Source organism: Pseudomonas sp. TWI628 (assembly GCF_039673865.1).
GTDB lineage: Bacteria > Pseudomonadota > Gammaproteobacteria > Pseudomonadales > Pseudomonadaceae > Aquipseudomonas.
In genome coordinates, this window is sequence record NZ_JBDJMM010000002.1 from 63,982 (window position 1) to 90,675 (window position 26,694).

The window sequence follows — 26,694 nt, forward strand, 5'->3', positions numbered from 1 at the left end:
TTGCTCTGCTATTTTTATCCACATTCGGCGCACAACGTTTTCGGACGAGCGGTGCGAGTTGGGCAGACAGGGAGACAGTCATGCGCTATTCCACGCTCACCCAACGCATCGCCGGCCAAGCCGTTGCGGCGTGGGACATTCACTACCAGGCCCAGGCATTGCGCCGCAAGGGGCGCGAGATTTTCCTGTTGTCGGTGGGGGACCCGGACTTCGACACGCCCGCGCCGGTGGTCGACGCTGCGATAGCCAGCCTGCAGCGCGGCGAAACCCATTACAGCGACGTGCACGGCAGCCTCGCACTGCGCCAGGCGATTGCCCGGCGCAGTGGCGCACAGGTTTCGGCTGACCAGGTGATGGTGCTTGCCGGCGCCCAGTGTGCGTTGTATGCGGTTTGCCAATGCTTGTTCGAAAGCGGTGACGAGGTGATCGTCGCCGAGCCGATGTACGTGACCTATCAGGGTGTGCTAGGAGCTTGCGGGGCGCAGCCCGTCCAGGTGCCTGTCAGCCCTGAGCAGGGTTTTCGCCTTGACCCGATGGCGGTGGCCCGGGCGATTACCCCGCGTACCCGTGGCCTGCTGCTCAACACCCCGCACAACCCGACGGGCGCTGCCATCTCGGCGCAGGACATGGCGCTGTTGGCGCAGCTGTGCCGGGAGCATGACCTGTGGCTGGTATGCGATCAGGTGTATAGCGGCTTGCTGTTCGACGGCGAACCGGCAGACCCGCTCAGCCTGCCGGGCATGGCCGAGCGCTGCGTGCTGATCGACAGCGTGTCCAAGTCCCACGCCATGAGCGGTTGGCGGGTGGGTTGGGTGGTGGCCCCGCAACCGTTGATTGCACACCTCGCCACCTTGGCCATGGTGATGCTGTTCGGCCTGCCAGAGTTTGTCATGGCCGGTGTCTGTGCGGCGCTGGAGCAGGACTTGCCAGCGGTGCACGAAATGCGCGAAGCCTATCGGCAACGGCGCGATCGGGTCTGTGCAGCCCTGGCGGACTGCCCGGGGGTGCTCGCCCATCGACCGGCGGGTGGCATGTTCGTCATGCTCGATATCCGTGCCACTGGGCTCAGCGCCCAGGCCTTCGCCCAGCGCTTGCTGTTGGAGGAGGGCGTATCACTTTTGCCTGGGGATGCGTTCGGCCCGAGTACGGCGGGGCATGTGCGCATGGGGCTGGTGCTGGAGGCCGAGTGCCTGGAGCACGCCTGCCGGCGTATCGCTGCCTGTACCGGGCGCGTGCTAGCCGAGCAGGCCTGCGGCAATATTGATGGTGAAGCCCAGAATCGCCGTGTTGAACACAAAGCCTACCAGTGAATGCGCCAGCACCACCCGGCGCATGCCGCGCCCGCCGACGCCGACGTCGGAGGTCTGCACGGCAACGCTGATGGTGAACGAGAAGTAGTGGAAGTCCCAGTAATCCGGGTTGCACTCACCGTCGGGGAAGCGCAGCGCCGGTGCATCGCGCTCGCCGGTATAGAACAGGCGGGCGTAGTGCAGGCTGAAGATGCAGCCGATCAGCAGCCACGAGCCGGCCACCGTCAGCCCGGTGTACAGGTAGTGCAAGGCCAGCGCGCTGCCTTGCAGGCCGCGGCTGGAGACCAACTGCAAGGTCACGGCGGCCAGGCTGGCAATGGCGGCGATACAGACGGTGAAAAGCACCAGGCCGGCGTTTTCGTCTTCGATCCGGGCGACTTTGCGCACTTTGTCAGGGGTGGCGCGCCAGGTCAGCCACAGGACCAGCAGCAGGTACAGCCAGACGCCCAGGTTCCAGCCCGCGAGGATGCGTTGCACGGTGTCGTCGGCGGGGATCAGCCAGGCGCCGAGGAGGCCGACCAGGGCGGCAATACTCAGACGGGGGTGGGTACGGGTCAGGCGGTGGAATACCATGGGCGCTCGCGGGTGTATGTCTGGTCTGAACTCTAGACCACAGATCACCTGCCAAGGCATGAGTTCGATCAACCCGCCTGGTTTACGGTACCATTGCGCGCCGTTGCTTCGATTCGCTTCAGGATTCACGTTTTGTCCGACCTCTCGCAAAATCCACTGCTGCAATACCTGGCCCGGCTGGCACCCTCCAGCCAGCAGACCATGCGTTACATCCTTCAGGATGCCGCCGACCGGCTCGGTTTCGTCGACTGCAACCTCGTCGATGTACCGTGGCACCGGCTCGATCCTGGCCAAGTGATTGCGCTGGTGGCGGCATTGCGCGCCGATGGTTATGCGCCGAACAGTTCCTCGCTGTATGTGAACGCGGTACGCGGGGTGATGAACGAGGCGTGGCGCCAAGGCCTGATCGACCATGAGCAGTTGCTGCGCATCCGTGAGGTGAAGCCGGCGTCCGGCAGCCGCCTGCCGCCCGGGCGCAACCTGCGGCGCAGCCTTATCCGCGAACTGATGGACTTGTGCGAGGCCGACCCACGGCCCCAGGGCGTGCGCGATGCAGCGATCATCGCCTTGCTGTACGGCACCGGCATGCGCAAGTCGGAGTCGGTGGACATCGACCTCGACCAGGTCGACTTCGAGGCACGCAGCCTGCAGGTCACCGGCAAGGGTAACCGGCAGTTGATCAAGTATGCCCCGGCCTGGGCGTTCGAGAAGCTGCAGGCCTGGCTGGACCTGCGCCGCCAGGCGCTGCCCGAGGGGGCGTCGGACGACCCGTTCCTGTTCAATCGCATCCGCCGTGGCAACCACATCACCCGCGCCCGCATCACCAAGCATGCGATCTACTACATCGCCCGCCAGCGCGGTGCCCAGGTGGGGGTGAAGATCATGCCCCATGACTTTCGCCGGGCGTTCATCACCCGGGTGATCGAAGAGCATGACCTGTCGATCGCGCAGAAGCTCGCGCACCATGCCAACATCCAGACCACCGCCGGTTATGACCGGCGTGATGACAACGAACGGCGGCGAGCGGTGGATCGCTTCGACTACTGAGGTCAGTGAATGCTCGAAGCCAGGTCGAAGATCGGCATGTACATCAGGATCACGATCCCGCCGATCAGCAGCCCGATGAAGGTCATCAGCAGCGGCTCGAACAGCTTCACGAACCACTCCACCCAGCGGCCGATTTCCTGATCATGGAAATCCGCGCAGCGTTCGAGCATTTCCCCCAGATTCCCCGATTGTTCCCCTGCCCGCAGCAAGCGCAACGACACGGGAGTCACCAGCTGACCAGCCTCCAGTGCATCCGACAACGGCAGCCCTTCACCAACACGCCGGCTGGCCTGCTCAAGGCCTTGCGCCGAAGCGCTGCCGAGCAGCCCGTGGGCCATGCCCATGGCAGTAAGAATCGGGATGCCACCCTGCAGCAGGATCCCCAGCGAACGGTAGAAACGCGCCAGTTCATACATCACCAGGCGCTGATGCAAGGCTGGCAAGCGCCGCAGTTGTCGTGACGCGCAGCGCCGCACCAGCGGGTTGCGGCGCAGTACCACCAACGTACCGATACCGCCTGCAACCGCCAGTGCCAGCGGCAGCTGCTGGGCATGCAGGAACAGGCCGACATCCATCAGCACCCGCGACAACCAGGGCAGTTCGCTGCCCATGCCCTCGAACACCAGGCTGAAGCGCGGCACCACATAACCGAGCAGGAACAGCACCACGCCGCCGCCCACCAGCAACAGCAGCAACGGGTAGACCGAAGCGCCCACCAGTTTCTGCCGGACCAGGTCCAGGCGCTGGCGGTAGCCGATGTAGCGGGCCAGGGCATCGCCCAGCGCGCCGGTGCGCTCGCTGGACTGCACCAGCGCCACGTACAGCGGCGGGAACACCCGCGGCTGCTTTGCCAACGACTGGGACAACGAGTGGCCTTCATAGAGCTGGCGCACCAGCTCGGTCAGGACCTTGCGCGTGGCCCCGACGGGGGACTTTTCCGCCAGGCTTTCCAGGGCATCGATCAGCGGCAGGCCAGCGTGCAGCAGGGTGGTCAGTTCCTGGCTGAACAGCACCAGGTCGAACGTCGCCGCGCGGCGCCAGCCCAGGCCGCCCAGGGCTTTGCCCTGGCCGCGCACGCTGACCACCCGCAGCCCTTGATTCTCGGCTTGACGACGCGCGTGCTCGGCATCCTCGGCGTCAATCTGCAACTGCACAATGCCCTGTCTGCCGAGGGCCTTGAGGCTATAGCGCATGTCGATTCTCCTCATTGCCAGCTGGTGATTTCTGCGTTTTCGCCATCGCCGCCGGGCTGGCCGTCCTTGCCCATCGACAGCAGGTCGTATTCGCCGCCGTTTTCGCCGGGTTGGCGGTAGATGTAAGCGCGGCCCCATGGGTCCTGCGGCACGGCCTTCTGCAGGTAGGGCCCCGACCAGCGCGCCTCGCCACTGGGGGCGGCGACCAGCGCCTGCAGGCCCTGCTCACTACTGGGGTAGTGGCCCACCTCCAGGCGGTACAGGTCCAGGGCCTTGCCCAGGCCTTCGATCTGCGCCTTCGCCACCTTGGCTTCCGAGCGACCGAGCTGGCTGAAGTACTTGGGCGCGACGATACCGGCCAACAAACCGAGCACCACCAGGACCACCAGGAGTTCAAGCAGGGTGAAGCCACGTTGGGGGTTGGATTTGCGCTGCATGGTGAAGCCCTCCGCTGCATGGGGACACGCTTTTCCAAGCGTCATGCAACAGCCGTGCACGTCTGCCTCGGGGCCTTGCGCCATGCGCCATGGCAAGCGGCACGGTGCTTGCGACGCAGTAGAAAAGCCCGGGTTTTCCGGGGCATTTCCCCCACATCGGGGGAGCACGGCGGGGAGGCGACCGACATGCGTGTGGTGATCCTGGTAGTGACCTGGCTGGTGGCGGCAAGCGCCCAGGCCGACATGTACATTTCCATCGATGCCAAGGGTGGTTATGTACTGAGCAACGTTCATCGGCCAGGACGCCATTACGAACGGGTGATCAGCGAACCGCTTGCCCAGGCTGGCCCGGCCGACGCGCAGATGATCACTGGGCGGCCCTATGCCGAACTGGTGGCAGCGGCGGCCCGTGATTACGATGTGCCGCTGGCGCTGCTGCATGCGCTGATCAAGGCCGAGTCAGGCTACGACCCGAAGGCCCGATCGGCGGCCGGGGCAGTCGGGCTGATGCAGCTGATGCCCGACACGGCCAGGGAGATGGGCGTGGAAGACCGCCTCGACCCGGAAGATAACGTGCAGGGCGGGGCGCGCTACCTCAAGCGTATGCTGACCCTGTTCGACAATGACATCACCCTGGCCGTGGCCGCCTACAACGCCGGCCCCGATGCCGTGCGGCGGCGCGGTGCGGTACCGCCATACGCCGAGACCCGCCGTTATGTGCCAACGGTGTTGCGCGAATACCGCAAACTGCAGGGGCTGGCCGATGATTCGCCGCTCTGAACGGGCCTTGCGTCGCGAAAGTGATGCAACTCGTCCCCAATCAATGCCATGGTTACCCAACTCTGGGCTATAACCTTTCAAAAGGTGCCCAGCAGTGGAGTCCGTCATGGACGTCGCCCCCCGTTCCGAAGTATTTGAGGCGCCTGCGGGCACTGAAGCCGCCCCGCACAGGCCGTTCAACCTGCTGCGCTGGTATGCCTGGGTGAGCTTGGCGATCATCTTGTCGGTGGCCGCTGGCCTGGGGCTGATTTCCAGCCGCTTCATCATCGATGAGAGCATCGAGCGCGACGCCTTGCTCACCGCGCAGTTCATCACCTCGATCGCCGACGCCGAAGTACGCCATGTGTCGATCCCCAATGTGCGCACCATGGGTGAACTGCTCGATCCACGCACCGACCGTACAGCCATGCCCGACGTCGACCCGGAAGCACGGCGCAAGGCCCGCGGTGAGTTCCTTGATCATATCGCCCACCTGCCGGACATGCTGCTGGCCAACATTTATGCCCCGGACCGGACGGTGATCTGGTCGACCAACCCGGCGCTGGTGGGCAAGCTGATCGACGCTGATGACGACCTGGACCGGGCCTTCGAGTACAAGATGCGGGTCTCGGCCAGCTACCACAATTTCGAGCAGGCACGCGTCGAACAGAAGTTCGTGATCCCGCCGGAACAGCTGTTCATCGAAAACTACATCCCATTGTTCGATGCCGATGGCGATACCGTCACGGCGATGGTGGAAATCTACAAGGAACCCCGAGACCTGATCGTGCGCATCGAGCACGGGCTGATTCTTATCTGGCTGGCTATCACCGTCGGTGCTGCGCTGGTCTACATCGGCCTGTACGGCATCATGCGCCGCGCCGCGCGGGTGTTGGCGGTGCAGCAGAAGCGGTTGATCAACAGCGAGACCTTCGTCGCCCTTGGCGAGGTGTCCTCGGCGGTGGCCCACAGCCTGCGCAACCCGCTGGCCAGCATCCGTTCCAGCGCCGAACTGGCCCAGGCCTTCGATGAAGGCCCGGCGCAACGCAACATCAATGACATCATCAGCCAGGTCGACCGCATGTCGCAGTGGATTCGCCAGTTGCTGCAATCCTTGCGGCCGTTGAATGACGAAGCGGTGCCGGTCGACTTACCCCAGGTCTTGCAGGAGAGCCTGCAAAACTTTGCCGTGCCGATGGCCCGCAATGGGGTAACCCTGGATCTGCGACCGTTACCACCGGTGCAGGTGCTTGGCCACCCGGCATTGCTCGCGCAGATTTTCAGCAGCCTGATCGCCAATGCCCTCGAGGCGATGGAGCAGGGCGGGCGGTTGCGGATCGAGGTGGTCAAGCGTGACCGGCGCAGCCTGACCCTGCGCCTTGCCGATACCGGCAAAGGCATGAGCGAACAGCAGCAGCGTTTGGCGTTCAGGCCGTTTTACAGTACCAAGCAAGGTGGGTTGGGTGTGGGGCTGGTGCTGGTCAAGCGCATCATGGAGCGCTTTGGCGGTTCAGTCCGCCTGAGCAGCAGCCAGGGCCATGGCACGCGGGTCTCGCTCAACTTCCGCTTGGCGCGCTCATAACAATGGGCATCATGAGTGTTGTTTAACTGCTTGATATAAAAGAATTTATGCGTTTATGGGTAAACAGTACCCAAATGTGGGGAGTAACCCTCTAACAGAAGCCATGAATGTTATGTAACCCATTGAATGATATGGATATGACGATTGGTTAACGGGCATGGCGAAGTTCTTGCAGGTTCTCGCAGCAGGTAATGCGCGGCAAAGGCGGCGGCAGCTGCCCTGGTGAGGTGGTATCAGTTTGCTACTATTGGTAGCAATGCGGTGACCACCTTCTGAACGGACTCCCTGTACGGGAACGACGCGATGCAGATGCTGGATGAAGATGTTTCCGTAAGGCCCGCGGCACCGCCTAGCAGCAGCGGCCTGGCCGTGCCGCTTCGCGAGTTCAACCTGCTGCGCTGGTTCTCGCTGATCAGCCTGCTGATCATCGCTTCGGTGGCTGGCGGGCTGGGCTACGTGTCGACCCGCTTTGTGGTGCGCGACAGCGTCGAGCGGGATGCCATGCTCACCGCCCAGTTCATCCAGTCCCTGGCCCTGGCTGAAGTGCGTCATTCGCAGTTACCGCCCGGCACCACCATGGGCGAACTGCTCAACCCGCACCTGGACCAACAGCACCTGCAGATCAGCCCGGGACTTGTTGAGGCGACCCGGGTCGAGTTTCTCGACCACGTCGAGCACTTGCCTGATACCTTGCTGGCCATAGTCTATGCCCGTGACCGCAGCATCGTCTGGTCCACCAACCCTGAGCTGATAGGCAAGCGCATCGAAAACGACGGTGGCCTGAACCGCGCCTTCAACTCGCGCAGGGCGGTGTCGGCCAGCTATCACAAGGTTGAAGACGGCCGCGAAGAGCAGAAATTCCTGCGCGAACCCAAATACCTGTTCATCGAGAACTACATCCCTCTGTTTGACAGCCAGGGCGAGCAGGCCATGGCCATGGTCGAGATCTACAAGGAGCCGCAGGATCTGGTGCGGCGTATCCAGCGCGGTTACGTGCTGATCTGGGCTTCGACCCTGGTGGGCGGCGCACTGATCTACTTCGGCCTGTTCTGGATCGTGCGCCGCGCCGCGTTCATGCTGCGTCAGCAGCAAGACCGGCTGGTGGCCAGCGAAACTTATGTGGCCCTGGGCGAGATGTCTTCCGCCGTGGCCCATAGCTTGCGCAACCCGCTGGCCAATATTCGCTCCAGTGCCGAGTTGGCCGAGGAAATAGCCAGCCCGTTGGCGCAGAAGAACATCAACGACATCATCAGCCAGGTTGACCGCATGTCGCGCTGGGTGCGTGAGTTGCTGGTGTCGCTGCGCCCGGCCAGCGACAACGCCGAGGCGGTCGACCTGGTGGCGGCCATCGAAGATACCCACCAGGCCTTTTCCCAGCAGATCGAGCGCAACGGCGTGCGCTTCAGCTTCGAAGGGCCGCAGGTGCTGTGGGTGGCCAGCCAGCCCCTGCAATTGACCCAGATTCTCAACAGCCTGTTTGCCAATGCCCTGGAAGCCATGCCCAAGGGCGGCGTGTTGCATGCGCACGTCAGCGCGCAGGAGGGGCAGCGCGCGCAGCTGCTGCTCAGCGACACCGGCAAAGGCATGAGCCAACAACAGGAAAGGATGGTGTTCAAGCCATTCTTCACCACCAAGCAGGGCGGCCTCGGCGTCGGCCTGGCCCTGGTCAAGCGGATCATGGAACGTTTTGGCGGCTCGGTCAGCCTGAGCAGCCGCGAAGAGGAAGGAACCCGCGTCAGCCTCACTTTCAATATCGCAGCGGGAGGGGACCATGGAGCACAGCATCCTGGTAGTTGAGGATGACGAAATCCTCGGCGACAACATTCGCACCTACCTGAGCCTCAAGGGCTTCGAGGTGACGCTCTGCCACAGTGCGGAGCTGGCGCTGGAACAGATCAAGCGGGCCCAGCCCGATGCGGTACTGACCGACAACTCGCTGCCCGGCATGAGCGGGCACGACCTGCTACGCACCCTGGTGGCGCAGGCGCCGGACCTCAAGGTGATCATGATGACCGGTTACGGCAATGTCGAAGACGCCGTGCAGGCCATGAAGGAGGGGGCGTTCCACTACCTGACCAAACCGGTGGTGCTGGCCGAGCTCAAGCTGACCCTGGAAAAGGCCCTGGCTGCCGAACGCCTGGAACGCACCCTGTCGTTCTACCAGGAGCGCGAGGCGCAGAAGTCCGGGTTGCAGGCGCTGATCGGCGAGTCGCCGGCAATGCTCACCCTCAAACACACCTTGCAGCAGGTACTGGACGCCGAGCGGCGCATGGCCAGTGACGACCTGCCGCCGGTGTTGATCGAAGGCGAGACGGGAACCGGCAAGGAACTGGTTGCTCGCGCGCTGCATTTCGACGGTTCGCGCAGCAAGGGCCCGTTCATCGAGTTCAACTGCGCCTCGATCCCCGCCAATCTGCTGGAGGCCGAGCTGTTTGGTCATGAGAAGGGCGCGTTCACCGACGCCAAGGAGCGCCGCGTGGGCCTGGTGGAAGCGGCCGATGGCGGCACGCTGTTCCTCGATGAGATCGGCGAGATGGACCTGGTGCTGCAGGCCAAGCTGCTCAAGCTGCTGGAGGACCGCAGCATCCGCCGCATTGGTGCGGTCAAGGAGCGCAAGGTCGACCTGCGGGTGATCAGTGCCACCAACTGCAACCTCGAACAGATGGTACAGCAGGGCAAATTCCGCCGTGACCTGTTCTTCCGCCTGCGCATCATCGCCCTGAAAGTCCCGCGGTTGTACGCCCGTGGCCAGGATGTGCTGTTGCTGGCCCGGCATTTCCTGGCACACCACGGGCGCCGCTACGGCAAGCCGAACCTGCGTTTCAGCGCCGAGGCCGAAGCCTTGATGTTGAGCTACAGCTGGCCGGGCAATGTGCGTGAACTGCGCAACATGCTGGAGCAGACGGTGTTGCTTGCCCCCAATGAAGTGGTGCAGGCGCATCAGCTGAACCTGTGCCTGACCTTGATCGACGAACCGCTGGTGGCTCAGCCCACGGCGACCGTGTACGAATTGCCACGCCATGAACCGGAGCCGGGCACCAGCCTGCCGGATATGGAGCGCGACCTGGTGTGCAAGACCCTGGACCGCACTGACTGGAATGTCACCAAGTCGGCGCGGATGCTGGGCCTGTCGCGGGACATGCTGCGGTACCGCATCGAGAAGCTCGGGCTTACCCGGCCCGACAAACGTCAGTGGTGAGGCAAGGGGCGCATGGCGCCCCTTGAGCTTTATTGCTGGCCACCCTCTGAACCGTTTGCGCCTTGTCGCCCGGTGCCCTCGGAACCGCTGCCATCCATCCCCGGCAGGTCGCGGTTGTCATTCTGCCTGGCCGGCGGGTTTTCTGGGTCATTGCCCTGGATGCGCGGATCGGTATCCCGGGGCATGGGTTTCTCGATCGGGTTCAGGGTGCTATCGACACCCGGCTGCGGCGCCGGGTTGTGCGGATCATCGGGGTAGGTTGGCCCGGTGCCAACGGCCAGGGCCAATGGCGAGATGAACAGGGCAAACAGCAGCAGGGTTGAGCGGGGCATGGCAGGCTCCTTTGCAAGGGACAGGGCTCACACTTGAGTTGGGCCCTGCCCGAGCGGCTTGGGTGCCATCACCCCGATCAGCGGTCACACCACCGTCGACAGCGCCATGATGAAGATGATGCCGACGATCGACAGGATCGTCTCCATCATGCTCCAGGTCTTGAAGGTTTCCGCCACGGTCATGTTGAAGTACTGCTTCACCAGCCAGAACCCGGCATCGTTGACGTGGGAAAGGATCAGCGAGCCAGCACCCGTGGCCAGCACCAGCAGTTCGCGGTTGACCCCAGGCACCAGGTCGATCACCGGGGCAACGATGCCGGCGCCGGTGATGGTGGCCACGGTCGCCGAACCTGTGGCGATACGGATTACTGCCGCCACCAGCCAGGCCAGCATGATCGGCGAGATCTCAGCCTGCACGGCCATCTGCCCGATGACGTTACCCACGCCGGTATCCACCAGCATCTGCTTGAAGCCGCCACCGGCACCCACGATCAGCACAATGGCTGCGGTCGGTGCCAGGCTCTGGTCGAGCATTTTCATGATCTGTTGGCGGTTGAAGCCACGGGCCGAGCCGAAGGTGTAGAAGGCCAGCAACAGGGCGGCAAGCAGCGCGGTGATCGGGTGGCCGATCAGGTCCATCCACTGGCGGAAGATATGCTCGGCCGGCAGCACCACGTCGGCCAAGGTCTTGAGCAGCATCAGCGCCACCGGCAGCAGCACGGTGATCAGGGTTATGCTGAAGCTTGGCAGGTTGTTCTGGTCAGACTCCTTGGCAATCTGGTCCATAAGTTCCTGCGACGGGCTGCCCGGGATGTAGCGGGCAATGAAGTTGCCGAACAGCGGGCCGGCGATGATCGCCGTGGGCAGCGCCACCAGCAGGCCATAGAAGATGGTCTTGCCGATGTCGGCGTGGAAGATGCCGATCGCCAGCAGCGGCCCCGGGTGTGGTGGGACCAGGCCATGGACCACCGAAAGGCCGGCCAGCAGCGGGATGCCGATCTTGATCAGCGACACGCCCGAGCGCCGGGCGACGATGAACACCAGCGGAATCAGCAGCACGAAGCCGATCTCGAAGAACAGCGGGATGCCGACCAGGAAGGCGGCGAACATCATCGCCCAGTGCACATTCTTCTTGCCGAAGGCGCGGATCAGGGTCTGCGCGATCTGGTCGGCGCCACCGGAGTCGGCCATCAGCTTGCCGAGCATCGTCCCCAGGGCGAGGACGATGCCGACAAAGCCGAGCACGCCACCGAAACCGTCCTGGAACGATTTCATGACCTTGGCCACCGGCATGCCGGAGGTCAGGCCGAGGAAGCCGGCGGCCAGGGTCAGGGCGACGAAGGGGTGGACCTTGAAATGGGTGATCAGCAGGATCAGCCCGACGATGGTGACCAGCGCGTCGAGCAGCAGGTAGGTATCTGTAGCCAGTCCGAACATGGTTTTGATGCCTCGGTCTTATCGTTGTTTTGGGCGTAGCTATTAGTGAAAACGTGGCGCCTTCAGACGCCGAGACAGCGCTATCTTTGGTGAGCCGGAGAAACCGCCGGTTCAGGCAGTCCGCGCCAGGTTCCGCTCACCGCAGGGCTTTAGCCAAGCGTCGACCGTTTCGGCAAGCACCGCAATCGGTTGAGTGGCATCCAGCGGCAGGGTCAGAGGCTCGCCACGGGGAGACTCGAGGGCGGCGAACTGGCTGTCGATCAGGCTGGCCGGCATGAAGTGGCCGGGGCGGGCGAGTACGCGCTTTTCGGCCTCGATGGGGGTGAGTTCGAGGAACACGAACACCAACTCCGGCATCGCCGCGCGCAGGGTGTCGCGGTAACGACGCTTGAGCGCGGAGCAGGTGAGGATCGGCCGTTCACCAGCCTTTACCGTTGCTTGCAGTTCCTGGCCCAGGCGCACCAGCCAACCGGCACGGTCATCGTCGTCCAGGGGGATGCCGGCGCTCATCTTGCGGATGTTTTCGGCAGGGTGGAATGCGTCGCCTTCGATCAGGCGACCGCCGCTTCGCTTGGCAATGGCATCACCGACGCAGCTTTTGCCGCAGCCAGCCACGCCCATCACCACGATGGCGGACAGGGGAGAATTCATCAGTACCTCCTGCGGGGTGAGATAGCGCTGTCTCGTTGCAAACGAAACGCCACCTCCCCGGTGTTATTGGTCTTGTCCTTACGCAGTATGGACGCTTGGCAGCGTGCTGCAGTGGCCACTACCAAAGATTACATTGCCTGCGTCCTGAGACAGCGCTACCTTAGTGGCCGTTCCCCATTCCTGCAAGTAGTAAAATTACAACATCCATGTCCCGCACCGGCTCTCGCACCACAGGTCGTCCCACACTGGCTGAAGTCGCCAGGCTATCCGGGGTTTCCCCGATCACTGCTTCGCGCGCGCTGCGCGGGGTCAGCACGGTTGCCCCGGAACTGGTGGAAAAGGTCAGGGTCGCCGCCGCGTCCCTGGGCTACGTCGCCAACCCGGCGGCCCGGGCGCTGGCGTCGGCGCGCAGCCAGTCGGTGGTGGTGCTGATTCCGTCGTTGTCCAACCAGCTGTTCATCGACACCCTGGAGGCCATTCACGAGGTGATGCGCCCGCGTGGGCTCGAAGTGCTGATCGGCAACTATCACTACGATCTCGACGAAGAAGAAAACCTGATCCGCAACTACCTGGCCTATCAGCCCTGCGGCATGTTGCTCACCGGCTTCGATCGCAGCGATGCGGCGCGGCAGATGCTGGCAGCCAGCGGCGTGCCCTGCGTGCACATGATGGAGTTGGGCGGTGAGGCGGGCGCCTTGTCGGTGGGCTTTTCCCAGCAGCAGGCCGGGCGGGCTGCGGCAACGCACCTGATCGAACGCGGCCGGCGGCGCCTGGCGTTCATTGCTGCGCAGCTCGACCCACGGGTGATGCAACGCGCCGAGGGCTTCCGCCAGGCCCTTGCCGAAGCCGGCATGCAGGCCTGCGAGCTGGAGATGCTGGCGCCGCAACCGTCATCCATCGCACTGGGCAGCGAACTGTTCAGCCAACTGTTGGCGCAGGCGCCTGATGTGGACGGGATCTTCTTCTGCAACGACGACCTGGCCCAGGGCGCGGTGTTGCAGGCATTGCGTCAAGGCATCGAAGTGCCGCGCCAGGTGGCCATGGTCGGTTTCAACGATTTGCCGGCTTCGGCGCACATGGTGCCGCGCCTGACCTCCATTCGCACGCCAAGGGCTGCCGTTGGTCGAGGCGCCGCCCAGGCACTGCTGGCGCTGCTCGATGGCAAGCGGGTAGCGACCGAGCAGCAGGACTTGGGCTTTGAACTGATGGTGCGTGAAAGCTCTTGAGGATTCTCAGGAACTTTCGCTAACTGGCTAATCACAAAGTGATATCAAGGTACTTGCACGCTATCAAAGCCGATCTATGCTCAGGAAACCCTGGGCATCAAGGATCCTGGCGCCATGTTCGACTTCCACCGCAAGTCTGATTTGATCGAGATTCAGCGCACTCGCAAGGCCCTGGCCGAGGCCCAGGCCAAGCTCGCGGCGATCAGCCGCTGCATGGCAATGATCGAGTTCGCCCCGGACGGTACCATTGTTGATGCCAATGCCCAGTTCTGCCAGGCCATGGGCTACAGCGTCGACGAATTGCGCGGCAAGCACCACCGTCTGTTCTGTGACCCAGCCTACGCCAAGAGCGCCGAATACCAGCAGCTGTGGCGTGAGCTGGGGCAGGGCAAGGCCATCAGCGGCACCTTCGAGCGCGTCGACAAGGCTGGCCGCGAGGTCTGGCTGGAGGCCAGCTACATGCCGGTGCTCGATGAGCAACAACAGGTCACCAGCGTGATCAAGGTGGCGGCCGATATCAGCCAGCGGGTCAAGGACGAGCACGAGAGCGAAAGCTTGCTCAAGGCCATTGGGCGGTCCATGGCTGTGGTCGAGTTCACCCCGCAAGGGCGGGTGATCAAGGCCAACGAGAACTTCCTCGTGACCATGGGCTATCGCCTGGAGGAAGTAGTCGGGCGTCACCACGGCCTGTTCTGCCTGCCCCATGAGCGCGAATCCGGTGCATACCGCGAGTTCTGGGCTTCGCTCAATCGCGGCGAATACCACTCGCACCGCTTCGAGCGGATCAACAAACAGGGCCAGACGGTTTACCTGGAAGCCTCGTACAACCCGATCTTCGACAGCAAAGGGCGCTTGTACAAGGTGGTCAAATTCGCCAGCGACATCACTGCGCAGGTCAACACCCAGCAAAGTGCCGCCGATGCGGCCCATGCCAGTTCGGTGCAGACCGATGCCTGCGCGCGCAAGGGGACCGAGGTCGTGCAGCAGACCGTAGCGGTCATCGAGCAGATTTCCGAGGAACTCAACGATGCCGCGCGCAGTATCGATGCGGTCAGCAAGCAGTCGGATGTGATCGGGCAGATCGTGCTGACCATTCGCGGCATCGCCGACCAGACCAACCTGCTGGCCTTGAACGCAGCCATCGAGGCGGCGAGGGCCGGTGAGCATGGTCGCGGCTTCGCCGTGGTGGCCGATGAAGTGCGCAGCCTGGCGGCGCGCACCAGCAAGGCGACGCTGGAAATCGTCGACGTGGTGCGCCAGAACCACGACCTGTCGCTGACTGCCGTGGCCAGCATGCAGTCGAGCCTGTCACGCACCGGGCATGGCGTTGCCCTGGCCAACGAGGCGGGGACGGTGATCATGGAAATCCAGCAGGGTTCCCGTCACGTGGTCGACGCCATCAGCCAGATCAACTCGACGCTGCAATTGCACTGAGGGTGTCGCCCAGTTCCCGCAGCAAGGCCTGCAGGCTGGCTTCCAGCTGCAGGTGCAGCGCGTTCGTCGGCAGCCCCTGGGCATGTGCCTGTTCGATGGCTTCGCAATCCTTGACCACCCCGCGTACCCGCAGCATCTTGGCGCCCCCTTTGATGCGATGAGCGAGCGCGGGTAGCGCCTCGCGGTCGTGGGCGGCGTCAAGGGCGTGCAGGGCGGCAAGGTCTTCGCGGGCACTTTGCGTCAGTTGCTCGAGCAGGCGCCTGGTCAGCTGCTGGTCATTCTGGGTCAGATGCTGCAGCTCGTTCAGATTGAAACCGCTTTCGCTTGGCGCGGGTGCAGGGCTGGCGGATCGCCTTTGTGGCAGGTGAGCCTTCAGTGCCTGCAGCCCGATGGGCTTGAACAGGCAGTCGTCCATGCCGCTGTGAAGGCAGCGTTGACGCTCTTCGGCCTGGGCATTGGCGGTCACGCCAAGAATGCTGCAGGCGGGCTGCCCGCGTTCTTGTTCGAGTAGCCGAACCCTGCGGGCCAGCTCATGGCCGTCCATGACCGGCATGCTGCAGTCAGTGATGACCAGGTCGAAGGCGTGTGCTCGCCACAGGGCCAGCGCCGCTTCGCCGTTCTCGGCCAGCGTCACCTGATGGCCCAGGCTGTGCAGCTGTTTTTCCAGCAGCAGCAGATTGGCAGGGTAGTCATCGACCACCAGGACATTCAGCGGCCCGCTGTCGGCGGCTTCGGCCACCGTGTCGTGTTCCAGTGGTGCCGGTGGCGCACTCAGTGGCAGCGGCAACTGGACGAGCACACGGGTGCCGACACCTTCCACACTCTGCAGGTCCAGCCGGCCCCCCATCAGTTCGGTCAGGGTTCGGCTGATGACCAGGCCCAGGCCGGCGCCTTGGCTGGCCCGTGGGCCTGAAGCCTGGGTGAAGGTGTTGAACAGCCGGGCCTGATCCTGAGCGGCAATGCCGATACCGGTGTCGGTTACGTTCAGCTCGACCCGCACGGTGTCGGCTGTGGCCGAGGGCTTGAACGAGAGACGGGCCAGCACGTCGCCACGATCGGTGAACTTGATGGCATTGCTCAGCAGGTTGGAGAGGATCTGCTTGATTCGCAACGGGTCAGCCAGGACCCAGAGTGGCGCGTCTGGCAGCTCGCCTTGCAGGTGCAAGCCCTTCATCTGCGCGTTGCCTTCGAACACACGCAGGGTGCTACGCAGCAGTTCGGCCAGGTCGGTGGCAACCGGCTGCAGGCTCATGTGCCCGGATTCGATGCGGGAAATGTCCAGGATGTCGCCGATCAACCCGAGCAGACCGATGGCGGAATCGTAAGCGGTTTGCAGGGTCTGGGTGTCGCAGTGGCCAGCGCGGTTGTCTTCCAGTGCCAGTTCCAGCAAGCCTATCACCGCGTTCATGGGGGTACGGATCTCGTGGCTCATGTTCGCCAGGAACGTGCTTTTGGTCTTGCTGGCCTGTTCCGCTTCGTTCTTGGCCTGGCGCAGTTGCTCCAGCAGCCCGCGGCTGAAGGCCAGTTGCGCCTGCAGCGCGTGCTGCGCTTCGGTGCGCTGGTGGATCAGCTTGCGCAGGTAGCTGTTCCAGAACACCACGCCCGCCAGCAGCAGGGCTGACAGCACCAACACTTGCAGGGCCAGCGTGCGGTAGTTGCGCCAGGGGCTGTCGCTGACCAAGGTGCTGGTGCGCCAACGGTTTATCAACTGTTCCAGTTCTTCAGGAGGGATGCTCATCAGCGCTTTGTCGAGGATGGCCTGCAGTTGCGGCAGGCCAGGCGCCACGGCAAAGGCGGCGACGGCCAGCTCGTCCCCCAGCACATCGGCGATACGCAGGCGCCCCTTGAAGACCTGTTTGATGTAGTACGAGGCGTTGATATAGCTGCTATAGGCCGCGTCAGCATCGCCGTTGGCCACCGCTTCCATCAGGCCAAGGGGGTTGTTCACCTTGATCAGTTTCGCTTGCGGAAAGCGGCGCAATACCTCGTCGCGAAGGTGAGAGCCCTGCAGCAGGGCAATGCGTTGCCCGTCCAGGTGCCTGGCGTGCAGCGGCGAGGGCGCCTGGTCGCGGGTCACCAGCACCCTGGGGCTGACCAGATAGGGACGGGTGTAGCGCAGCCGCGCTGCGCGTTCCGTGCCATAACCCAGTGCCCCGATCATCTGTGCCTCGCCGTGGGCAACCTTTTCAACCATCTGCTGCACGGTGCCTTGCTCGATGAACCTGAACTGCAAACCGGTGCGCAGGGTGATCTGCTTGAGCAGGTCGACGGTGATACCGCTGACATGCTGCTGGGCGTCGTTGAACGTCAGCGGGGCCAGGGCCGTGTCGACCAGCACGCTGACCGTAGGGTTGCGGGCTATCCAGTCCTTTTCTTCTTTCGTCAGTACCGACAGGTGCCGCTCCAGCAACAGGCTGGTATTGCCACTGCTCCAGCGGCGCAGGATGTTCAGGCGCTCGCTTTCGGTGATCCTGGCCATGGCCGCATCGACCAGACGGCGCAGCCGCAGGTTGTCATTGGCGAAAGCGAAGGCAAAGGAACCGGGCGCCACCTGGCAGAAGTGATCGATCCTCACCGTGCCCTGGTAACTCTTGCCTATGAGGTAATCGGTACTGATGGCATCGCCCAGATAGGCGTCGGCCTCACCCATTTCGACCGCTGCCAGGCCTGCCAGGGTCGAGCGATAGAGGCTCAGTTGTGCCTTGGGGTAGAGGGTGCGAACGGTCTCGCCCGGCAAGTAGTGGTCGACCATCGCCAGGCGCAGGCCGGCCAGGTCTTTGCCCTGATTCAGCGAAGCGTCCTCGCGTGTCACGATCACCGGCAGGTCGTCGGCGTAGGGCTGGCTGAGGCTGAGCTGGGCATCGGCAGCTTCAAAACCATTGGAGCTGCCCAGCAGGTCGAGGGTGCCCGCGCGCAACGCGGCGATCGCTTCGTGGCGGCTGGCGAAGCGCCTGACTTCGATCGGCACGCCCAGCTGCTCGGCGATCAGCCCGGCGTAGTCGGCGCTGAGGCCTTCGTAGTCAGCCAGGCTGACGTTGATCTCGAAGGGTGGGTAATCCGGTTGTGAAGTCCCCAGCAACAACACGCCGCGCCGCTGCAGCCACTGGCGGTCGGCGTCGTCCAGTTGCAGAGGTTGGGCGGCGCTGGTAGCGCGCGCCAGCAAATGCCGTGGCTCACCGTCGGCGAGCGTCATGAGCGGGCAGCAGAGCAGGGCGATGAACAGGGTCAGGCCGGCCAGGACAGGTTTCATGCTACCCGTACGCTCAGTTGACTTGGTTGCGTTTGGCCAGGTCAACCATTTCCACCAGTGACTCGGTCTTGAGCTTTTCCATGATGCGGCCACGGTAGGTGCTGATGGTCTTGGCACTGAGGTTCATGCAAGCGCCGATGTTCTTGTTGTTTTCACCACGGCTCAGGCGCCGCAGTACTTCCATCTCGCGGTTGGACAGGCTGCCCAGGCGCTCTGGCTCGCTTTCCAGGGTATTGCTGTTCACCGCCATCTGGGGGAAGGTGGAATAGCCCTTGATCAGGGCCTTGAGGGCGAACACCACGGCCTCCAGGTCTTCGCCCTTGGTGACGAATGCACCGATGCCGGCATCCAGGCAGCGGCGCACGTAAAGGTCGGTGGCCTGCCCGGTCAGCACCATGATCTTGGGCGCCGGCTCCTGTTGTTGCAGGCGCTTGATGACTTCCATGCCATCCAGGCCGGGGAGCCCGATGTCCAGCAGCACCACGTCGGGGCGCAGCTCGCGCACTTTTTGCGCCACTTCACTGCCATTGTCGACTTCGCCGACGATACGAAAACGCTCACGCTCGAGCAATATGCGCAAGGAAAAACGGACGATGGCGTGATCATCAACGATCAGCACGGTTGTCATGTCACTAGCTCCTGTCGGAATGTGGTCGGTTTCCTGAAGCAATCAGGAATACGTCTGCAAGCTTTTTCTGCTGTGCGGCACGATACGACCATTCCGGATCCATGGTAATGGCGAGTATAGATGTGTTGAACAAGTGAGCCGGTATTGTAGAAATTTCCTACAAGGAAGCCGTTACAGGCACCGTCGCAAGCGCCGATGCCTGTGTTGGCGGAGGGTCAGGCGCAGGCCGGGTGTGGCTTGAGGACGCGCTGGGTCGAGGCGGGGTTGTTGCTCAAGGCCTGGCCCACTCGCGTCGGGCGGGGCTGCAACTGGCCGCCGCAATTCGGGCAGCGGCCCTGCAAGCGGTGGTCAGCGCAGTGGCGGCAGAAGGTGCATTCGAACGAGCAGATCAGGGCGTCGGGGCTATCGCCCGGCAGGTCGGCATCGCAACATTCACAATTAGGGCGCAGCTCCAGCATGGGTATCCCTCCGGTCGGGTTGAATGCGCAGTCTGCTCCGCCCCTCTCAAGCTTGGCAATGCTAGTCGCCGGGGCGGTACAGGTGGGCGTGGCCGGCGCGGTACAGCGCCGACTCGGCGAACGGCGCATCGCCAAGCACATGGCCGACCAGGATCAGCGCGGTGCGCCGGAAACCTTTGCTGGCAACCTGACCGACGATATCTGCCAGCGTGCCGCGCACCCAGTCCTGGTCCGGCCAGGTAGCCCGATGGACCACCGCGACCGGGCAGTCGGGGCCGTAGTGGGGCAGCAGTTCTTCGACGATGCGCGGCAAGTGCTTCACCCCCAGGTGAATGGCCAAGGTACTGCCGTGCCGGGCCAGGTCGCCGAGCTGTTCGCCTGCGGGCATCGGTGAGCTGTCGCCGTAACGGGTGAGGATGACCGTTTGCGCCACCTGCGGCAGGGTCAGTTCGCAGCCCAGCAGTGCCGCGCTGGCGGCGGTGGCGGTGACGCCGGGAATGATCTGGTAATCGATGCCCAGTTCGCGCAGGTGGCGGATTTGCTCGCCGATGGCGCCATACAGGCTGGGGTCGCCACTGTGCACCCGGGCCACGTCCTGGCCGTTGGCATGTGCGGCGCGGATGGCGTCGATGATTTGTTCGAGGTGCAGTTCGGCACTGTTGATGACCGTCTCGGCCTGATGCCCTTCGAGCACTGCGGCGGGTACCAGCGAGCCGGCATAGATGATCACCGGGCACTGGCGGATCAGGCGTTGGCCCTTGACCGTGATCAGTTCCGGGTCGCCGGGGCCGGCGCCGATGAAGTAGACCGTCATGGCAAATCCTTGAAAAGATGAAAGAAGCGATTATCCGGCGCAGGCCAGTGCCAGGGTAGCGGGGCCACGCACCTGGCGGGCCACCCTGAGTGTGGCGCTGGCGTGACTGAGGCTGGCCAGGGCCAGTGCCGAGCTCTCGGCGACGCCCCAGCAGCCGCTGTGGGCGTAAGCGACGGCGGAGCGGTGGCTGAGCTGCGGCTCGAACGCCTGCAGTTGTTCGGCAGCGAAAACCACCAAAGGCAGGGCGTGACGTGCGGCGAGTTGTTGCAAGCCTGGCTCGTCGGCCTTGCCGGCGATACTGGCAAAGCCGCGAAGTGCCGTGGCATTCAGGTTGTGATGCTCCAGCACCTCTTGCAGCAAGGCTTCGAGGACGTCCACCGAGCAGCCCCGGCGGCAACCCAAGCCGGCATACAGCGCCGGCATTGGCTGCGCGATGGCCATCAGGCGTGGCTGGAGCGGCGATACAGCCAGGCGCTGAGCAGGCCCAAGGCCACCCAGAAGGCCGCGTTGGTCAGCCAGGAGGCGATCTTGAACTGAGCTTCCAGGGTTTGCGGAGCCAGGCTTTCGTGGACTTCCGGCTGCGGTGCACCGATCACGTGGGGCACCACCAGCAAGACCGCGCCCAGTGCCTTGAGCACGCCATGGCGTGCGAACACCAGCAGGGCCAGGCCCAGTGCGGTCGCGGCGGCGGTGCCGACCCACCAGCTCTGGCGCTGACCGAGGTCGGCGGCGGCGGTGCCTGGCAGTTCTGGTGGCAAGCCCAGGGTCGGGGCGAGGCAGAACACGGCGAAACCGGCCAGCCCCCACAGCGCGCCCGTGCTGGTACGGCCCGGCTCACGCAGGCTGTAGAGCGCAGCGAGGATCAGGGCGAAGCCGACGGCAACCACCAGATTGCCGCCGGTGGTCGACAGGATGCGCTGCCAGCCATCTTCTGGCGACCAGGCTTCTTCGCTGTGGGTGTGGCCAGCGCCGGCCTCTTCGCCGTGGATGTGGTGTTCGGCAGCCGGGGCGGCCGATTCGTAGGTTTCCGCTTCGAGGATCAGCGGTGCGACCCAGAAGCTTTGCAGCAGGGTCAGCAACAGCGCGGCGAGCAGGCCGCTGAACCCGGCTGTGCGGGCAATTCGCTTGATCATGGCAGCCTCAGTGGCAGGGGAAGGCAGCGCTGTGGCGGGTGTCGTGCGCGGCGTTGTGCACGGCTTCGATGTGCGAGAACCCGGCAAAGTAGACCAGGCACAGGCCGAGCAGGCTGGCGCCGACGGCGATGACCAGGCGTTGGCTGAGGGTGACGGGAGTGGCGATGCTGTGTTTGGCGCTGGTGACGGGCATGACGCGATCCTCTGCTTTTTTGTAAGGGCAACGGACAAGCGCGGCAATCCCGGGTGCAAGGCGCCCAAGGGAATGCGACAGCGCCCGCCCACCGCGGGGTGTTCATGAACGCCAGGCCGGTCTCCGGGCTTGCGAGGAGGAGCAGGGCTCCTTGAAAAGCATCACCTTCCCATGCCGGACTGCCTGGCACAGTGGTCTGGACGCTTCGCTCGCTTACCGTTGCGGGGGCAGCACCGGATTTGCCCGGCCCTGGCAAGGACCTGTGACGCACCGATTTCCCGTTTCACCCCCGATGGGGGCACCTGACGCAAGGCGTAAGGAGAGCACGCGGCGAGGGTGGCGTCAAATGCAGATGAAACAAGATCAGCGGCAGGCGAGCGGCCCGAACCTCGCTTTTTTGCGCAGTCCAACGTAAGCAAGGCCTCGCTTCACCTGGCCGGAGGTACGCACATGAAACGCAAGACCGCATGGGTTGTCGTGTTTTCAGGGTTGTTGTTGCTCAGTGGCTGCTGGCCTTACTGGCACGACGGGGGTCACCACCACCGGCATTACTACGATGAAGATCGTGGGGGGCACCAGGACTATCGTCGCTACTGACGCAAGGCAGCATTGACTTCATGCCTTCCGCTTGCGGCCAGGCCTGGGCCACGCAACAGTAAAGTTAGGTAAAAGCTCGCCCAGGCTGGCCGGTCTGGAATTTACACTGGCAGCGCTGCCCTGCCTGCCATAAGGCAGGGTACCGGTTTTTGCCTTTTGGAGCGTTGTAATGAAGTTGAAGCATGTATTGCGTGCCGCCGTGGTGGCTGCACTGGTATCCACGCTGGCAGGTTGCTGGATGTTCATGCCGCCAGGAGGCGGTGGGGGGCATGGTGGGGGGCATGGTGGCCCAGGCATGATGGGCGGCGGGCACGGTGGCGGCCCACGCTGAGAGTATTGATACAGACGGCTGTTCGCTCACCGGCCAAGGGCTGAGCGGATAGCCCGGTTGCCGTCATGATTCTTCGAGCAACCGCCCAGGGTTGAAGAAGAACGATGCAATCATCACGGCGCTGATCACACCCAACGCGTCCGCGACCAGTAGCAGGAACTCGCTGCCGTCCTCCAGCAGCGCCTGTTGGCTGATGGCGAAGCTCGCCCCATGGGGGAAAGCGGCGATGCCCAGCAAGGCCACCGCCAATGCGACTGACAGCAGCTTGCTGTACGTCCTGCCGAATGCCAGCGTATAGGCCCAGAACACAAAGATACTGAACACGGCGAGCCCCGCAGAAGTCACGAACTGGGCGAGTATGTCCAACCACCACACCATGGGCCTCTCCTGATCGATGTGCCGGGTCGATAGGCATGAGAATCATGGCTGATTGAAATCGTTCCGTTCGGCTAAAGAAATAGTGAGAAAGCGTGAGAGTTGCCCGTAATGGGCCTTTGCCCATATAGCAAACAAGCATATTGTGCTGCGCACTTTGCGCAGTACCATAGGCACACGAAAACCAAAAAAGGGCGTTCGGCTTGGCCACTCTTTCGTAAGTTCTCGATGGGGCAGCAGGAGCGTGTCGCGTGAAGAGTTCAAGATCGGTCACAGGCGCAATACTGTTAACCACTTTTGCCACGCTGTTCATGGCCGGGTGCGCACAGAACCGGGATGTGCGCGATGGCCATGATTATACGTCCGGCACTACCGACAGAAGCACGCCCGCGTATCTGGGGTGTGTCAAAGGCGAACTTCAAGGCAATGTGAAAACCTATGAAGTCGATGGCGACAACTCGGTCAAGCTGTATGTCGAAAGTAGCGACCCCACCCAGGCCGAAGGGTTGGTGGAACTGCGCGGCACCGGCTCCCAGCGTCAGTTCACGGCCTACCAGCGCGACGCCTGGTATGACCATGGGAGGCTGCTCGATGCTGCGTTGATGTGTAAAAAAGCCTGAACCGTTGATTCACAAGAGCAAAAAGCCCGCGCACATGAGAGCGGGCTTTTTGCGATGGGTGCTGATCCATCAGCGTGTTGCATTTTATGGGATCGAGCCGTCTTGCCCATTCGACAGAAGTCTTGCGCCATGGCCATCAAGCCTGGGCACGACCTTGGTGGATTACTCCTTTGGCGCGAACCCGGCTAGAATGGCGCACGTTCCAGTCTGGTTAATTGCAAATGCCAACCTTTCGCATCCTGTTCTGTGCCGCCCTCGCTGCAAGCCTTGCCGCTTGCGCCAACCCAGGCAAGCCTACCGCCAGTAAGCTGACCTCGAAATCCCCGGACGTTTACGCTGCCTGTGTATTGCCAAAGTGGCAGGCGTTGTCGCCGCAGACCACGCAAAAGTCCATCAGCCATGGTTATCGCTTGACCGCACCTAGCGCGGTGACTTCAGACGAAGTGCTGGAAGTCGTCGAATATCACGATGGCAGCCGGGCAACGTTCTACAAAGGCAGCTTCCTGTCGAGCGACAAGCTGCGCCTGGCCGCCAGAGAGTGCCTTGAGTGACCGGCTGCCGGGTGCATCAATAGCCTGACCCGCCCATCCCACCCATGCCGGGTAGTGTCTGCCGGGACTTCTGCTGTGCATTGCTCCATTCGGCGCAGGTCATGAAACTGGTCCTGTCGACCTTACCGGCCTGATCGAAGCTGACCATGTAAGGTTGTTGCTTTTGCCCCGGCTTGGTCAGCATGTAGTCGAAGCAAGTACCTGGCACCACCGTGCGGTCCGATTGGGCGCCGGGCTCGCCGCCTATTTGCAGCACTTGCGCCTTGCTCATGCCGGTATCGACTTTGGCTACCAACGGCTGGTCATGGTAGAGAGATGAATTACTTGAACAGCCCGCGAGCGCTGCCAATACCAGCCACATCGCCCAAGTTGATTTGTTCATGGCAGTGCTCCCGTCAGAGAACGCCGTTACGCAACAGCATCAATCCAGTCGGCTATTCATCATACGCTTGTATTGCTTTACCCGGCGCAGCGTGCACCACTGTTCCAGCAGCAGGGCTCGCAGGGGCGAGGCTTTGGCCTCGGGTTTGCGGCCCGAGGCCAGCCGGCGCATCTGCAGCTTCACCAGCGCCATGTAGGCCAGGGCGGCGAACGCCTTGCGCTTCCAGCGGATCGGTGGCAGTTCGGCCAGGGCTTTGGTCTCGCCAGCTTGCCAGCGCCGAGGCAGGTTGGGGTCGACCGCCAGTGCGGTGGCGATGCCAGCCATGGCCACGCCACTGGCGAGCACCTGTTCGACCACTGGCAAGCGGCGGATGCCACCGGTGACCATCACGGGCATGCGGGCAATCGCGGCAATTTCGCGGGCGAACTCCAGGAAGTAGGCCTCCCGTGCCAGGGTGCGGCCGTCCCGGGCATCGCCTTGCATGGCCGGTGCTTCATAGCTACCGCCAGACAGTTCCACCAGGTCCACCGGCAGTTCGTTCAGCCACAGCACGACCTGGCGTGCATCCGCAGGTTCGAAGCCGCCGCGCTGGAAGTCGGCCGAGTTGAGCTTGACCGCCACGCTGAAGCCGGGAGCCACCACCTCGCGCACCGCCTTGACCACTTCCAGCAACAGCCGCGCACGGTTTTCCAGGCTGCCGCCCCAGCGGTCCTGGCGCCGGTTGGTCAGTGGCGAGAGGAACTGGCTGAGCAGGTAACCGTGGGCGGCGTGGATCTGTACGCCGCTGAAACCGGCTTGTTCAGCCAGTGCCGCGGTACGGGCGAAGCGTTGGATCAGTGCGGCGATCTCGTTTTCGTCAAGGGCTTTGGGCTGCGGGAACAGTTTCGACAAACTGCCCATGTCCAGCGCCACCGCCGAAGGCGCCACGGTTGGCTGGCCGAGGTTGGCCTGCATCTGCCGCCCGGGGTGGTTGATCTGCATCCAGAACTGCGCGCCCCCGGCGCGACCGGCTTCGGCCCATTGGCGAAAGCGTTGCAACGGCTGGCTGTCATCGAGCATCACGCCGCCTGGGCCGGTCATGGCGCTGGGGTCGACCATGACGTTGCCGGTCAGTAGCAAGCCAGCGCCGCCTTCGGCCCAGGCCTGATACAGGCGCAGCAACTGATCGGAAGGGATCTGGTCCTGATCGGCGAGGTTTTCTTCCATGGCCGCCTTGGCGATGCGGTTGGGTATGACACTGCCATTGGGCAGTTGCAGGGGCTGGAAGGGCGTCATGCGGTGTTCTCCAAAGGTAGCGCCGGGCGTCGGGCGGGTTGGGTTTTGGAGAAGGCTAAGGTTAAAGTAAACCTTAAGGTCAACAGAGAATTTCACCCCGCATGAAAATTGGCGAACTGGCCCGCCGCACGGGCCTCAGCGCATCACGCATCCGTTTCTATGAAGCCAGCGGGCTGATCGAGGCCCGGCGCCTGGGCAACGGCTATCGGGACTACCCGGAGCAGGTGGTGAGGTCGCTGGAGATCATCACCTGCGGGCAGCAGGCAGGGTTCAGCCTGGAGGAGATGCGCAATCTGACCAACGCTTCAGGCGACGGCGCGGCGCGGCACGATCGGCTGCTGGCAAGCCTCAAGCACAAGGTGGCCGAGATCGAGGCGATGCAGTTGCGCCTGGCGCAGAACCGCGCGCAATTACTGGCGGTGATTGCCGGCATGCAGAGCAAGCCCCAGGGCATGGATTGCGATGAAAATGCCCAGCGCCTGATTGCCGGGTGGCAAGAAGGGTAGCTGACTACCGGGCTTGCTTTGCCATGTTCAGGTTTCGGCACTGTACCTCGGCATCCGCCTTGCTCGGGTAGCTGGGTTTGAGCCGCTCCTTTTCCTGATTGTCATAAATATCGAAACCACCGCATACGGTCGCCGCGTAGTCACGGGTGCCGATGCGCAGCGACTGCTTTTCGATGGGCACCGCCGGAACGATAACGAATCTTGGTTGCATGTTTCGTGCCTCCCCAGGCAGAGACCTAAGTATTAGTCGGGCCGTTGCTAGCCTTCAAGGCGGCTCATGAAGAAAAGATTGCAGCCCCCGGCCCTGCGATCTGTCATCAAATGAAAACCCGCTGTCGCCCGATGCGAAGCACCCCGCACCCCGAGCGCTTACATTCCAATTACCCAGAACTGACGCCCTG

The 26,694-nt window shown here is 63.3% G+C and carries 29 protein-coding genes and 1 riboswitch; of the genes, 12 read left to right on the plus strand and 17 right to left on the minus strand.

Features of this window, described 5'->3' with window-relative positions; all coding sequences use genetic code 11:
- Positions 1-80 precede the first annotated feature (80 nt).
- Positions 81-1,310: an aminotransferase class I/II-fold pyridoxal phosphate-dependent enzyme gene (locus ABE528_RS01830; protein ID WP_346651983.1), complete on the plus strand. Its 1,230-nt coding sequence runs from the start codon at positions 81-83 to the stop codon at positions 1,308-1,310.
- Here the strand turns inward: ABE528_RS01830 and ABE528_RS01835 are convergent.
- Positions 1,236-1,883 (minus strand): DUF1345 domain-containing protein, encoded by a 648-nt coding sequence (locus ABE528_RS01835; RefSeq protein ID WP_152957569.1) that lies wholly within the window; start codon positions 1,881-1,883, stop codon positions 1,236-1,238. The two genes, ABE528_RS01830 and ABE528_RS01835, sit on opposite strands and share 75 nt — an antisense overlap.
- Before the next feature lie 132 nt (positions 1,884-2,015).
- On the opposite strand from ABE528_RS01835, the gene ABE528_RS01840 reads away from it, so the two are divergent.
- A complete protein-coding gene (locus ABE528_RS01840; protein ID WP_152957568.1) occupies positions 2,016-2,930 on the plus strand; it encodes a tyrosine-type recombinase/integrase in 915 nt (304 codons plus the stop codon).
- Between the two features lie 2 nt (positions 2,931-2,932).
- Here the strand turns inward: ABE528_RS01840 and ABE528_RS01845 are convergent, their stop codons facing one another.
- Both ABE528_RS01845 and gspG read right to left on the minus strand, forming a co-directional pair.
- Entirely contained in the window at positions 2,933-4,123 is a 1,191-nt protein-coding gene (locus tag ABE528_RS01845; protein ID WP_346651984.1) for a type II secretion system F family protein, read from the minus strand.
- Between the two features lie 11 nt (positions 4,124-4,134).
- Positions 4,135-4,560 (minus strand): type II secretion system major pseudopilin GspG, encoded by a 426-nt coding sequence (gene gspG, locus ABE528_RS01850; protein ID WP_152957566.1) that lies wholly within the window; start codon positions 4,558-4,560, stop codon positions 4,135-4,137.
- A gap of 186 nt (positions 4,561-4,746) precedes the next feature.
- On the opposite strand from gspG, the gene ABE528_RS01855 reads away from it, so the two are divergent.
- The 4 genes from ABE528_RS01855 to ABE528_RS01870 all read left to right on the plus strand — a co-directional run bounded on the left by ABE528_RS01855 (position 4,747) and on the right by ABE528_RS01870 (position 10,100).
- Positions 4,747-5,340 carry a lytic transglycosylase domain-containing protein gene (locus tag ABE528_RS01855; RefSeq protein ID WP_152957565.1) on the plus strand — a complete coding sequence of 198 codons (594 nt, stop codon included), beginning with the start codon at positions 4,747-4,749 and terminating at the stop codon, positions 5,338-5,340.
- 106 nt (positions 5,341-5,446) lie between these two features.
- Complete coding sequence (locus ABE528_RS01860; RefSeq protein ID WP_346651985.1) at positions 5,447-6,901, plus strand: HAMP domain-containing sensor histidine kinase; 1,455 nt, start codon at positions 5,447-5,449, stop codon at positions 6,899-6,901.
- A gap of 303 nt (positions 6,902-7,204) precedes the next feature.
- A complete protein-coding gene (locus tag ABE528_RS01865; protein ID WP_346651986.1) occupies positions 7,205-8,698 on the plus strand; it encodes an ATP-binding protein in 1,494 nt (497 codons plus the stop codon).
- Positions 8,673-10,100 (plus strand): sigma-54 dependent transcriptional regulator, encoded by a 1,428-nt coding sequence (locus ABE528_RS01870; RefSeq protein ID WP_152957562.1) that lies wholly within the window; start codon positions 8,673-8,675, stop codon positions 10,098-10,100. The genes ABE528_RS01865 and ABE528_RS01870 overlap by 26 nt, the downstream gene beginning before the upstream one ends.
- A gap of 29 nt (positions 10,101-10,129) precedes the next feature.
- Here ABE528_RS01870 and ABE528_RS01875 read toward each other — a convergent pair whose 3' ends face one another.
- The 3 genes from ABE528_RS01875 to ABE528_RS01885 all read right to left on the minus strand — a co-directional run bounded on the left by ABE528_RS01875 (position 10,130) and on the right by ABE528_RS01885 (position 12,520).
- Entirely contained in the window at positions 10,130-10,432 is a 303-nt protein-coding gene (locus ABE528_RS01875; protein ID WP_346651987.1) for a hypothetical protein, read from the minus strand.
- 84 nt (positions 10,433-10,516) lie between these two features.
- On the minus strand, positions 10,517-11,869 hold the full coding sequence (locus tag ABE528_RS01880) for a GntP family permease (RefSeq protein ID WP_152957560.1): 1,353 nt from the start codon (positions 11,867-11,869) through the stop codon (positions 10,517-10,519).
- A gap of 111 nt (positions 11,870-11,980) precedes the next feature.
- Positions 11,981-12,520 carry a gluconokinase gene (locus ABE528_RS01885; RefSeq protein ID WP_152957559.1) on the minus strand — a complete coding sequence of 180 codons (540 nt, stop codon included), beginning with the start codon at positions 12,518-12,520 and terminating at the stop codon, positions 11,981-11,983.
- Positions 12,521-12,726: 206 nt separating this feature from the next.
- Between ABE528_RS01885 and ABE528_RS01890 the strand changes: the two genes are divergently transcribed.
- Both ABE528_RS01890 and ABE528_RS01895 read left to right on the plus strand, forming a co-directional pair.
- Positions 12,727-13,746 (plus strand): LacI family DNA-binding transcriptional regulator, encoded by a 1,020-nt coding sequence (locus tag ABE528_RS01890; RefSeq protein WP_152957558.1) that lies wholly within the window; start codon positions 12,727-12,729, stop codon positions 13,744-13,746.
- A 114-nt stretch (positions 13,747-13,860) separates the two neighbouring features.
- Positions 13,861-15,180 (plus strand): PAS domain-containing methyl-accepting chemotaxis protein, encoded by a 1,320-nt coding sequence (locus ABE528_RS01895; RefSeq protein WP_152957557.1) that lies wholly within the window; start codon positions 13,861-13,863, stop codon positions 15,178-15,180.
- Here ABE528_RS01895 and ABE528_RS01900 read toward each other — a convergent pair.
- The 7 genes from ABE528_RS01900 to ABE528_RS01930 all read right to left on the minus strand — a co-directional run bounded on the left by ABE528_RS01900 (position 15,155) and on the right by ABE528_RS01930 (position 21,656).
- A complete protein-coding gene (locus ABE528_RS01900; RefSeq protein WP_346651988.1) occupies positions 15,155-18,430 on the minus strand; it encodes a transporter substrate-binding domain-containing protein in 3,276 nt (1,091 codons plus the stop codon). The two genes, ABE528_RS01895 and ABE528_RS01900, sit on opposite strands and share 26 nt — an antisense overlap.
- A gap of 13 nt (positions 18,431-18,443) precedes the next feature.
- Entirely contained in the window at positions 18,444-19,058 is a 615-nt protein-coding gene (locus ABE528_RS01905) for a response regulator transcription factor (RefSeq protein ID WP_152957555.1), read from the minus strand.
- A gap of 215 nt (positions 19,059-19,273) precedes the next feature.
- Entirely contained in the window at positions 19,274-19,516 is a 243-nt protein-coding gene (locus tag ABE528_RS01910) for a DUF1272 domain-containing protein (RefSeq protein WP_152957554.1), read from the minus strand.
- Positions 19,517-19,577: 61 nt separating this feature from the next.
- Entirely contained in the window at positions 19,578-20,330 is a 753-nt protein-coding gene (gene cobM, locus ABE528_RS01915) for a precorrin-4 C(11)-methyltransferase (protein ID WP_152957553.1), read from the minus strand.
- A 30-nt stretch (positions 20,331-20,360) separates the two neighbouring features.
- Positions 20,361-20,753 (minus strand): cobalamin biosynthesis protein, encoded by a 393-nt coding sequence (locus ABE528_RS01920; protein WP_152957633.1) that lies wholly within the window; start codon positions 20,751-20,753, stop codon positions 20,361-20,363.
- Between the two features lie 17 nt (positions 20,754-20,770).
- Positions 20,771-21,463 (minus strand): CbtA family protein, encoded by a 693-nt coding sequence (locus ABE528_RS01925; RefSeq protein ID WP_346651989.1) that lies wholly within the window; start codon positions 21,461-21,463, stop codon positions 20,771-20,773.
- 7 nt (positions 21,464-21,470) lie between these two features.
- Complete coding sequence (locus ABE528_RS01930; RefSeq protein ID WP_152957551.1) at positions 21,471-21,656, minus strand: CbtB domain-containing protein; 186 nt, start codon at positions 21,654-21,656, stop codon at positions 21,471-21,473.
- A gap of 96 nt (positions 21,657-21,752) precedes the next feature.
- Positions 21,753-21,977: riboswitch (cobalamin riboswitch) on the minus strand.
- Between the two features lie 445 nt (positions 21,978-22,422).
- On the opposite strand from ABE528_RS01930, the gene ABE528_RS01935 reads away from it, so the two are divergent.
- The gene (locus ABE528_RS01935) at positions 22,423-22,584 is read left to right on the plus strand and encodes a hypothetical protein (RefSeq protein ID WP_178120111.1); all 162 of its coding nucleotides are present in this window, start codon (positions 22,423-22,425) and stop codon (positions 22,582-22,584) included.
- A gap of 63 nt (positions 22,585-22,647) precedes the next feature.
- Here the strand turns inward: ABE528_RS01935 and ABE528_RS01940 are convergent, their stop codons facing one another.
- The gene (locus ABE528_RS01940) at positions 22,648-22,962 is read right to left on the minus strand and encodes a hypothetical protein (protein ID WP_152957550.1); all 315 of its coding nucleotides are present in this window, start codon (positions 22,960-22,962) and stop codon (positions 22,648-22,650) included.
- 248 nt (positions 22,963-23,210) lie between these two features.
- Here ABE528_RS01940 and ABE528_RS01945 point away from each other — a divergent pair, with 248 nt between their 5' ends.
- Together ABE528_RS01945 and ABE528_RS01950 are read left to right on the plus strand one after the other, a co-directional pair.
- Positions 23,211-23,579, plus strand: coding sequence for a hypothetical protein (locus tag ABE528_RS01945; RefSeq protein WP_346651990.1), 369 nt, complete (start codon positions 23,211-23,213; stop codon positions 23,577-23,579).
- Positions 23,580-23,800: 221 nt separating this feature from the next.
- Complete coding sequence (locus tag ABE528_RS01950; RefSeq protein WP_110638049.1) at positions 23,801-24,130, plus strand: hypothetical protein; 330 nt, start codon at positions 23,801-23,803, stop codon at positions 24,128-24,130.
- Between the two features lie 16 nt (positions 24,131-24,146).
- Here ABE528_RS01950 and osmE read toward each other — a convergent pair whose 3' ends face one another.
- Both osmE and ABE528_RS01960 read right to left on the minus strand, forming a co-directional pair.
- A complete protein-coding gene (gene osmE / locus ABE528_RS01955; protein WP_346651991.1) occupies positions 24,147-24,512 on the minus strand; it encodes an osmotically-inducible lipoprotein OsmE in 366 nt (121 codons plus the stop codon).
- A 39-nt stretch (positions 24,513-24,551) separates the two neighbouring features.
- Positions 24,552-25,787, minus strand: coding sequence for an NADH:flavin oxidoreductase/NADH oxidase family protein (locus tag ABE528_RS01960; protein ID WP_346651992.1), 1,236 nt, complete (start codon positions 25,785-25,787; stop codon positions 24,552-24,554).
- A 101-nt stretch (positions 25,788-25,888) separates the two neighbouring features.
- Between ABE528_RS01960 and ABE528_RS01965 the strand changes: the two genes are divergently transcribed.
- Positions 25,889-26,293, plus strand: a complete 405-nt coding sequence (locus tag ABE528_RS01965; protein WP_152957547.1) for a MerR family transcriptional regulator — start codon at positions 25,889-25,891, stop codon at positions 26,291-26,293.
- Positions 26,294-26,297: 4 nt separating this feature from the next.
- On the opposite strand, the gene ABE528_RS01970 is transcribed toward ABE528_RS01965, so the two are convergent.
- Complete coding sequence (locus ABE528_RS01970) at positions 26,298-26,504, minus strand: hypothetical protein (RefSeq protein WP_152957546.1); 207 nt, start codon at positions 26,502-26,504, stop codon at positions 26,298-26,300.
- Positions 26,505-26,694: the final 190 nt, after the last annotated feature.